This is a genomic window from Arthrobacter sp. 10T413_2 (genome assembly GCF_056394205.1).
In genome coordinates, this window is the sequence record NZ_JBFTHK010000014.1 from 40,435 (window position 1) to 48,711 (window position 8,277).

Sequence of the window (8,277 nt, forward strand, 5' to 3'; positions counted from 1 at the left end):
CCCGACGCCGTTTGCCCGACACTCAGGCCGCAGCCGCCACCGGCATTTTTTGGTAGCCGACTTTCGTCCTGTTCCGGGCGTCCGCCGCGGTTGCCGAAAGGTCTACCGGAGGGATTCCCGCGGGCGTAACCTGTGCGAATCTGCAAGACGGTAGTTGATGGAGGTGCGGCACAATGATGGACAAGCAGCCCTTGGAAAATCGGCCCTGGCACAAGGCCCCGGCGGTGGGGGTCGGCGTCGGCGACCTGCAAAGTGCGGTAGCCCGCGAAACTGAACGCATCATGCGGGAGGCCAAAGGTGACCGTCTGGCGGCCACCAAAATAATCCTCGACAAGCTCCTGGAAATGGGCCTGATCACCGAATCCGAACTGCCGGTCCTGGTCGGGATCTGTGAGGAAGGATTCGCTGCCACATCCGGGAAGAAGGACGCGTCTGCCGCGTACCACGAGGTCCGGAAAACCTACGACGAAATGCTCCTKAAGCCCGGCGCCAGCCCCGTAGCGCTGGCGTTCGCGTCGGCGTCGGCCGGCTCCTATGTGGCCACGGATGGCACCGACAGCGGCGGCGGGACGACCGTGGTCTACAAGAAGCCCGGCGGCAACTGGCAGGAGACGCTCGCAGGGGCCGGAGCCGCTATCGGCGGCATCCTCGGCGGGGCGGCGGGCGCCGGACTGGGAACGGTCATTGGCKGTGTTGCCGGCAAGATCGTGGACGAGTGCTTGTCCTGACCGCGGGCGCAAGGCTAACCGGCGCCACCGACTGAATGCCCTGACCGGGTCCATGATGCGGAGAGTTTCCGACGACACCCAAAATTCCCACCGATGCCGGAATCCAGGTGTCGGCAGGAATATTGCGCGTCGCAGGGCTGACTAAGCGTCGCCGGGCTTTCCTGACCGGCCGCTCAGTCCCCGTGGACGGCAGCCTGGCGCTCCTCGGAACGGTCCAGGTAGGCCAGCAGCAGGTCCCCGGCGCGGTCCAGGTCGCCGGCTTCCAGGGCCGCGCAAATTTCCTCGTTGTCCGGCAGCCAGCCCTGGTAGAAGTGCGCATCCAGGGTGGCCTTGTGGAAGAAGAGCCGCATCTCGGCCAGGACCTGGGCCATGATCGTGTCCAGCCGGCGGCTCTCCGCCAGGGCCACGATCGCGCCGTGGAAGTGCTGGTTGGCGTTGCCCAAGGCCTCTTCGTSACCGGCGGCGGCCGCGGCTTTGCCCTCCTCCACAGCGGCGCGGACCGCTGCCACGCGCCCGGGGCTGCCGCCGCCGCGGATGGCGCTCACTTCGATGGCGCGGCGCACCGTGTAGACGTCGTGGATGTCCCCGGCCTCCAGGCTGGCCACGAAGACGCCCCGGTTCGGGTGGCGGACCACCAAGCGCTCGGCCGCCAGTTCAGCGAAGGCCTCGCGGACGGTGTTACGGGAGACGCCCAGATCCTCCGCGATGGTCGACTCCGTAAGCCGGGCTCCCGGCAGGAGCAGCCCCTCCGCCAGTTGCAGGCGCAGTTCAGMCGCCACCCGGTCCGCCACGGACGGCACCGCCACGCGCAGCCGTGCCGCCGCACCCAGGGCGGCCCCTGCCGCGGCCTCGCGCTTCTTATCCGCCGCGGCGCCCGCTCCGCTTCGAGGCGTGGCGGAAAGTACTCGGGATCCTGCTTCGGAGCTGGTCATACTCCAGAATTTACACGATCGTCACATCGTTGGATTGAAGAATCGTTGAACAATCGGAACTTTTGGTGCATCCTAGATAGGGGCCCAATCATGAGATGAGGATCACAATGGGAACGATCGACCTGAACAGCGACGTCGGCGAGTCGTACGGGCGGTGGACGCTGGGAGACGATATGKCGATGTTTCGCTCCGTCTCCAGCGCCAACGTGGCGTGCGGATTCCACGCCGGCGACCCCAGCGTGATCCGCCTGACCTGCCGCGAGGCCGTTGCTGCAGGCGTMATGATCGGAGCGCACGTMGGCTACCGCGACCTCGCAGGTTTCGGCCGCCGATTCCTGGACATCGATCCCGGCGAACTGGCGGACGACGTCGTCTACCAGATCGGCGCGCTGCAGGCCMTGGCTGCGGCAGAAGGCGGCAAGGTGGCCTACGTGAAGCCGCACGGCGGCCTCTACAACGCGATCGTGGCGCACACCGCGCAGGCGCGCGCCGTCGTCGAGGCCGTGAAATCGGTGGACCCGAACCTGCCGATCCTGGGCCTTCCGGGTTCGGAGGTGCTGCGCCTGGCCGAGGCCGCCGGTCTCCGGGCCGTCACCGAAGCCTTCGCCGACCGGGCCTACAACCCGGACGGCACGCTCGTCTCCCGCACGCTCCCCGGTGCGGTTCTGCACGACCACGCGGAGGTCACGGAGCATGTCCTCCGGATGGCCACCGATTCCGCCGTCCGCACGATTGACGGCTCCATCCTGAAGATCCGTGCGGAGAGCATCTGCGTGCACGGAGACTCCCCCGGAGCCGTCACCATGGCCGCGGCCGTCCGCGATGCGCTCAACGCCGCCGGAATCACCACCGCCGCGTTCGTCTAAGTCAGATCGCCGAAGGCAAAGGCCCCCCGCCCGGGCCGACGCTCACAGCATCGCGGCACCGCAGCACCGCAGCACCACAGCATCACACCGGATCCACCCGGTTCCCCCGACCGCACACCACGCAACAGGCAGCACCCCGCACACCTGGAGGAAAAATCATGACCACACCGCAGCAGGCCACCCCGGCCGCCAGCAAGAGGAAGCTGCCGCCCGGCGCCGTCAAGGCCTACATCGCGAGCCTCACCGGCACGTCGCTGGAATACTACGACTTCGCGATCTACTCGGTGGCGTCGGCACTGATCTTCCCCAAGATCTTCTTTCCCGTGGGCGATGAGCTGGTCGGCCTGTTGCTGTCCTTCTCCACGTTCGCGGTCGGCTACCTCGCCCGGCCCATCGGCGGCRTGATCTTCGGCCGGCTTGGCGACAAGATCGGCCGCAAGCATGTSCTGGTGGTCACCCTCATGCTGATCGGCGTCGCCACCGTGCTCATCGGCGTGCTGCCCGGCTACTCGGCTATCGGCGTCGCCGCCCCGGCGATCCTGGTCCTGCTGCGCCTGGCGCAGGGTATCGGCGTCGGCGGMGAATGGGGCGGGGCTGTCCTGCTCTCCAGCGAATTCGGCAATGCCCGGAAGCGCGGCTTCTGGTCCTCGGCCGCCCAGATCGGCCCGCCCGCCGGCAACCTGATGGCCAACGGCGTCCTGGCCCTCCTCGCGGCAACCCTCAGCACCGAGGCCTTCCTCTCCTGGGGCTGGCGCGTGGCCTTCCTCGCCTCCGCCCTCCTGGTGGTCTTCGGCCTCCTGATCCGGCTCAAGCTCGAGGAAACCCCCGTCTTCAAGGCCATCCAGGCMCACGGCGAGGCACCCAAGGCCCCCATAAAGGAGGTCTTCACCAAGGAACCCMGCGCCCTCGTGGCCGCCGCCCTGTCCCGGATCTGCCCCGACGTGCTCTACTCCCTGTTCACGGTGTTCGTGGCCCTCTACGCCACCAAACAGCTGGGCATGACCACGGGCAACGTCCTCGGCGCGATCCTGATCGGCTCCGCCTTCCAGCTGTTCCTGATCCCCGCCGCCGGCGCCCTCACGGACCGCTTCAACCGCCGCCTCGTGTACGGCATCGCGACGGTCGGAACCGCCCTGTACATCCCGCTGTTCTTCGTCATGATCCAGGGCAAGTCCGTGCTCATGCTGACCATCGGCGTCGTGATCGGACTGGCGTTCCACGCCTTCATGTACGGCCCGCAGGCCGCCTTCATCACCGAGCAGTTCCCGGCCCGCCTCCGCTACGCCGGCAGCTCGCTGGCCTACACCCTCGCCGGTGTGATCGGCGGCGCCGTGGCGCCCCTGATCTTCACCGCCCTCTTCGCCGCKACCGGCAACTGGTACCTGATCGCCGGCTACCTGGCCGTTGCCGCCGTCGTGACCGTGATCGGCCTGGCCATCGGCCGGAACCCGCAGACCCAGGAGGAAGAGCGGCTCCTGCAGGAAGCCCACGCCTGAGCGGCGCGGATCCTTTCAGCAAAACGGTGGCGATGATGGAGACAGCAATGGAAACCCTGGCAGTTCAGAACGACGCGGTTCCGCAGGGCACGGTTCACAAGGTCCGCTCCGTGCGGGCGGTCGGAACCCGTGCCGTCCTCGCCGAACTCTCCGGCACCCAGGACGTCCTTGCCCTGCAGGCACTGCTCCTCGAGACGCCGCTGCCGGGTCAGCAGGACATCCTGGCCGCCGCCGAGACCGTCCTGGTCAAGGCCGATTCCCCGGCCTCGGCCCGGCGCATCGCCRCCCGGCTGCTGCAGCTCGACCTCACCGCCCCCGCGCAGCGCGGCGGCGAGCTGGTGGTCATTGACACCGTGTACGACGGCGAGGACCTMACCGAAGTCGGCCGGCTCACCGGTCTGGGAGCCGAGGGCGTGATCGCCGCCCATTCCGGCCAGGTCTGGACCGTGGCCTTCGCCGGCTTCGCACCCGGCTTCGGCTACATGGTGGGGGAGAATGAGCAGCTGGAAGTGCCCCGCCGCAGCTCGCCCCGCACCGMTGTCCCCGCGGGCTCCGTGGCGCTGGCTGGCAACTATTCGGCCGTGTACCCGCGCCGCTCCCCGGGCGGCTGGCAGCTGATCGGCCGCACCAACGCCCGGATGTGGGACCTGGACCGGGAGCAGCCCGCCCTGGCCGCCCCCGGCCACCGGGTGCAGTTCCGCCCCGTCCGGGATGCAGTCGCGCTTGCAGCAGAGCCGGACGCTGAGCCAGTCGCGGAGCCAGCCGCCGAGTCCGCCGCCGGGCCGGCCCCGGAGCCCGCCATGGAAATTTCCGGATCCGTGCCGGAACCCGCCGTTATACAGGGCATCACCGCCGGACTCCGGATCGTGTCGCCGGGCCTGCAGAGCCTCGTCCAGGATCTCGGCCGGCACGGTCACTCCGGCCTCGGCGTCTCCGCCGCCGGAGCGCTGGACCGGGCCTCGCTGCGCCGGGCCAACCGCCTCGTCGGGAACGCGCCGTCGGCCGCCGCGATCGAGAGCGTCGCCGGCGGCCTCAAAGTCCAGGCCGCCGGGGACCAGGTCCTCGCGGTTGCCGGGGCGCCGTCGGAACTGAGCATCGAGTCGGCGCCGGACGGCGCCGGGGAGACCTGGCACCGCACCGCGCCGATGGCCACCCCCTTCGCGCTGCTCGACGGCGAAACGCTCAGCCTCGGTGCCCCGCAGAGCGGATTCCGCAGCTACCTCGCTGTCCGCGGCGGAGTGGGCGTCTCCCCGGTGCTGGGCAGCCGCTCCACGGACACCATGTCCGGAATCGGCCCCGCACCCCTGACCGCGGGGCAGCTCCTTGCCGCCGGCGGCGAGGCCGAGTCCGGCGTCGTCGGGCACCCCGAGCTGCAGCCGGACTACCCGGGCACCGGGGTGACCGTCCTCGACGTCGTCCCCGGCCCGCGCGCCGACTGGTTCGGCCAGGCCGCTCTGGACTCTTTCACCGGCCAGGAGTGGGAGGTGAAGCCGCAGTCCAACCGCGTCGGCATGCGGCTGGACGGGTCGCCGCTGCAGCGCACCCGTCAAGGCGAGCTGCCCAGCGAAGGAACCGTGGCGGGCGCCCTCCAGATCCCGCCGGAGGGGCTGCCCGTGCTCTTCCTCGCCGACCACCCGATCACCGGCGGCTACCCGGTGATCGCCGTGGTGGTCGACTCCCAGCTGGACCTCGCCGCGCAGGTCCCCATCGGCGGGAAGATCCGCTTCCGCTGGGTCGAATCCAGCACCCTCGAACACAACACCACCGAAAAAGAAGTGAGTAACTGATGCGCAAGGTCCTGATCGCCAACCGTGGAGAAATCGCGGTCCGCATAGCCCGGGCCTGCGATGACGCGCAGCTGGCGTCCGTCGCCGTGTACGCCGACATCGACGCCGATGCCCTGCACGTCTCCGCCGCGGATGAGGCCTTCAGCCTGAACGGCAACTCGCCCGCGGACACCTACCTGAACATCCCCAAGCTCCTCGGCGTGGCCGCCGAGTCCGGAGCGGACGCCGTCCACCCCGGCTACGGCTTCCTCTCCGAGAACGCCGACTTCGCCCAGGCCGTCCTGGATGCCGGGCTGACGTGGATCGGCCCCAGCCCGGACGCGATCCGGCTGCTCGGCAACAAGATCACGGCCCGCGACGCGGCGGTCCGGGCTGGCGCGCCGCTGGTCGCCGGCAGMGACGGTCCCGTGGACACGGCCGCCGAGGCCCGCGCCTTCGCCGAACAGCACGGCCTGCCGATCGCCATCAAGGCCGCCTTTGGCGGCGGCGGACGCGGCATGAAGGTGGTCCGGGTTCTCGATGAGGTCGAGGAAGCCTTCGACTCCGCCGTCCGTGAGGCGATCGCCGCGTTCGGCCGCGGCGAGTGCTTCGTCGAGCGCTACTTGGACCGCCCCCGCCACGTCGAGGCGCAGGTCCTGGCGGACGCGCACGGCAACGTGGTCGTCGTCGGAACGCGCGACTGCTCCCTTCAGCGCCGGCACCAGAAGCTCCTCGAGGAGGCTCCCGCGCCGTTCCTCAGCGCGGAGCAGACCACGCTGATCTACGACGCAGCCAAGGCCGTCTGCCGGGAGGCCGGCTACTCCGGCGCCGGCACGGTGGAATTCCTGGTCGCGGCCGACGGAACAGTGGCCTTCCTCGAGGTCAACACGCGCCTTCAGGTGGAGCACCCCATCACTGAGGAAACCACCGGAATCGACCTCGTCCAGGAACAGTTCCGGATAGCAGCGGGGGAGCCGCTGCGCCTGACCGAGGACCCGGCACCGCGCGGCCACGCCTTCGAATTCCGGCTMAACGCCGAGGACGTGGGCCGCGGMTTCCTGCCCTCGCCCGGCACCATCGGCGAGTTCGCCGGCCCCACCGGCCCGGGCATCCGTMTCGACACCGGCGTCCGCTCCGGCTCCTTCGTCGCGCCGCAGTTCGACTCCCTGCTCGCAAAGCTGATCGTCACAGGCGCGGACCGCCAGCAGGCGCTGCGCCGCGCCCGCCGCGCCCTCGCCGAGATGCGCATCACCGGCGTCGCCACGGTGCTGCCCTTCCACCGGGCCGTCCTCGAGTCCCCGGACTTCACCTCCGAGGATGCGCTGGGCATCCACACCCGCTGGATTGAGACCGACTTCGCGGACAGTGTCTCCATCTCGGCCGATCCCGATTACAGCACCACCGCGCCCGACGGCGAACGCCGCACCATCACCGTCGAGGTGGACGGCCGCCGTCTGGCCGTCGGGCTTCCGGCCGACCTGTTGGACGGCTGGGCACGCTCCGGCGGGGCGCTGCCCGGCAGCCTGTCGTTGCCGTCCGACGGCGGTACCGCCGCCGCTGCCCACCCCGGGGAACTGCGCGCCGACATGGCCGGCACCGTGGTGAAGTGGCTGGTCGAACCGGGCGCCGAGGTTTCGACCGGGGACCCGGTGGTCGTTCTTGAAGCCATGAAGATGGAAACCCAGGTCTCCGCGCACCGGGACGGGACCGTCACCGACGTCCGCACCGAAGCCGGCGGAGTGGTCACGGCCGGAGCGGTCCTGGCCCTGATCGGCTGACTACTTTTGGAGGTCGGTCCAGGCCGTCCAGGGTCTTTGCGCTTGCAGGTTCCGGGCGAGAATCGTCGGCCGGCAGAAACGATATGTTGCATGGCCTGGGCGGAGGTGCGTTCCGTCGGACCGCACCTCCGCCCTCGGGCGGCGCGTGTTTCAGTGTTTTTTGAAGGCGTCTTTGACTTTTTCGCCGGCCTGCTTCAGGTCGGCTTTGATCTGGTGGCGTTTGCCCTCGGCCTTCAGCCGGTCGTTGCCTGTGGCTTTGCCGGCGGCTTCCTGGCCCTTGCCGTGGAGTTTCGCGGCGGCGTTGTGGATCTTGTCACCCAGGCCCATGATGATCCTCCTTATTGGTCGCCCCCGCGACGTGAATGCCATGGAGGCCAACAATTAATTGTAGGAACAGAACTGTCGAAAGTGGGGGCGAAGCTCCATCACCATATGCGGCGCCCCGGACTAACGTGCGGTGCTGGGGCAACAACCCAAATCGGCAACACACCGGGCGGCTACTGCGATGAAATGCGGGCTCAAAATTCTAGGMGATCAAGGTATGCAGATCGACTCCGAAGAGGGCTCTTCACGGTTCATGGGGAAGCGAATCCCGGATGAGTGTCATGCCGCCGTCCGGACGGCACTTCTCATGAGAATAATCGATTTGTAATTGGCCGGGTTCCGGTATCCGCGGGCAGTGCGTTTGATGTGCTTGATGCCGGTGTTGTT

The 8,277-nt window shown here is 68.9% G+C and carries 7 protein-coding genes; 5 read left to right on the forward strand and 2 right to left on the reverse strand.

Features of this window, described 5'->3' with window-relative positions; genetic code table 11:
* Nucleotides 1–173: 173 nt before the first annotated feature.
* Complete coding sequence (locus AC1DBQ_RS04495; protein ID WP_476927357.1) at nucleotides 174–728, forward strand: hypothetical protein; 555 nt, start codon at nucleotides 174–176, stop codon at nucleotides 726–728.
* Nucleotides 729–901: 173 nt separating this feature from the next.
* On the opposite strand, the gene AC1DBQ_RS04500 is transcribed toward AC1DBQ_RS04495, so the two are convergent.
* Nucleotides 902–1,660 (reverse strand): GntR family transcriptional regulator, encoded by a 759-nt coding sequence (locus AC1DBQ_RS04500; RefSeq protein WP_476927358.1) that lies wholly within the window; start codon nucleotides 1,658–1,660, stop codon nucleotides 902–904.
* 107 nt (nucleotides 1,661–1,767) lie between these two features.
* On the opposite strand from AC1DBQ_RS04500, the gene AC1DBQ_RS04505 reads away from it, so the two are divergent.
* The 4 genes from AC1DBQ_RS04505 (at nucleotide 1,768) to AC1DBQ_RS04520 (ending at nucleotide 7,566) form a co-directional block, all read left to right on the forward strand.
* Nucleotides 1,768–2,526 carry a LamB/YcsF family protein gene (locus tag AC1DBQ_RS04505; RefSeq protein WP_476927359.1) on the forward strand — a complete coding sequence of 253 codons (759 nt, stop codon included), beginning with the start codon at nucleotides 1,768–1,770 and terminating at the stop codon, nucleotides 2,524–2,526.
* 158 nt (nucleotides 2,527–2,684) lie between these two features.
* On the forward strand, nucleotides 2,685–4,022 hold the full coding sequence (locus AC1DBQ_RS04510; protein ID WP_476927360.1) for an MFS transporter: 1,338 nt from the start codon (nucleotides 2,685–2,687) through the stop codon (nucleotides 4,020–4,022).
* Between the two features lie 47 nt (nucleotides 4,023–4,069).
* A complete protein-coding gene (locus AC1DBQ_RS04515) occupies nucleotides 4,070–5,809 on the forward strand; it encodes a 5-oxoprolinase subunit B/C family protein (RefSeq protein WP_476927361.1) in 1,740 nt (579 codons plus the stop codon).
* Complete coding sequence (locus AC1DBQ_RS04520; RefSeq protein WP_476927362.1) at nucleotides 5,809–7,566, forward strand: acetyl/propionyl/methylcrotonyl-CoA carboxylase subunit alpha; 1,758 nt, start codon at nucleotides 5,809–5,811, stop codon at nucleotides 7,564–7,566. Before AC1DBQ_RS04515 ends, AC1DBQ_RS04520 begins: the two co-directional genes overlap by 1 nt.
* A gap of 150 nt (nucleotides 7,567–7,716) precedes the next feature.
* On the opposite strand, the gene AC1DBQ_RS04525 is transcribed toward AC1DBQ_RS04520, so the two are convergent.
* On the reverse strand, nucleotides 7,717–7,893 hold the full coding sequence (locus AC1DBQ_RS04525; protein ID WP_476927363.1) for a CsbD family protein: 177 nt from the start codon (nucleotides 7,891–7,893) through the stop codon (nucleotides 7,717–7,719).
* Nucleotides 7,894–8,277: the final 384 nt, after the last annotated feature.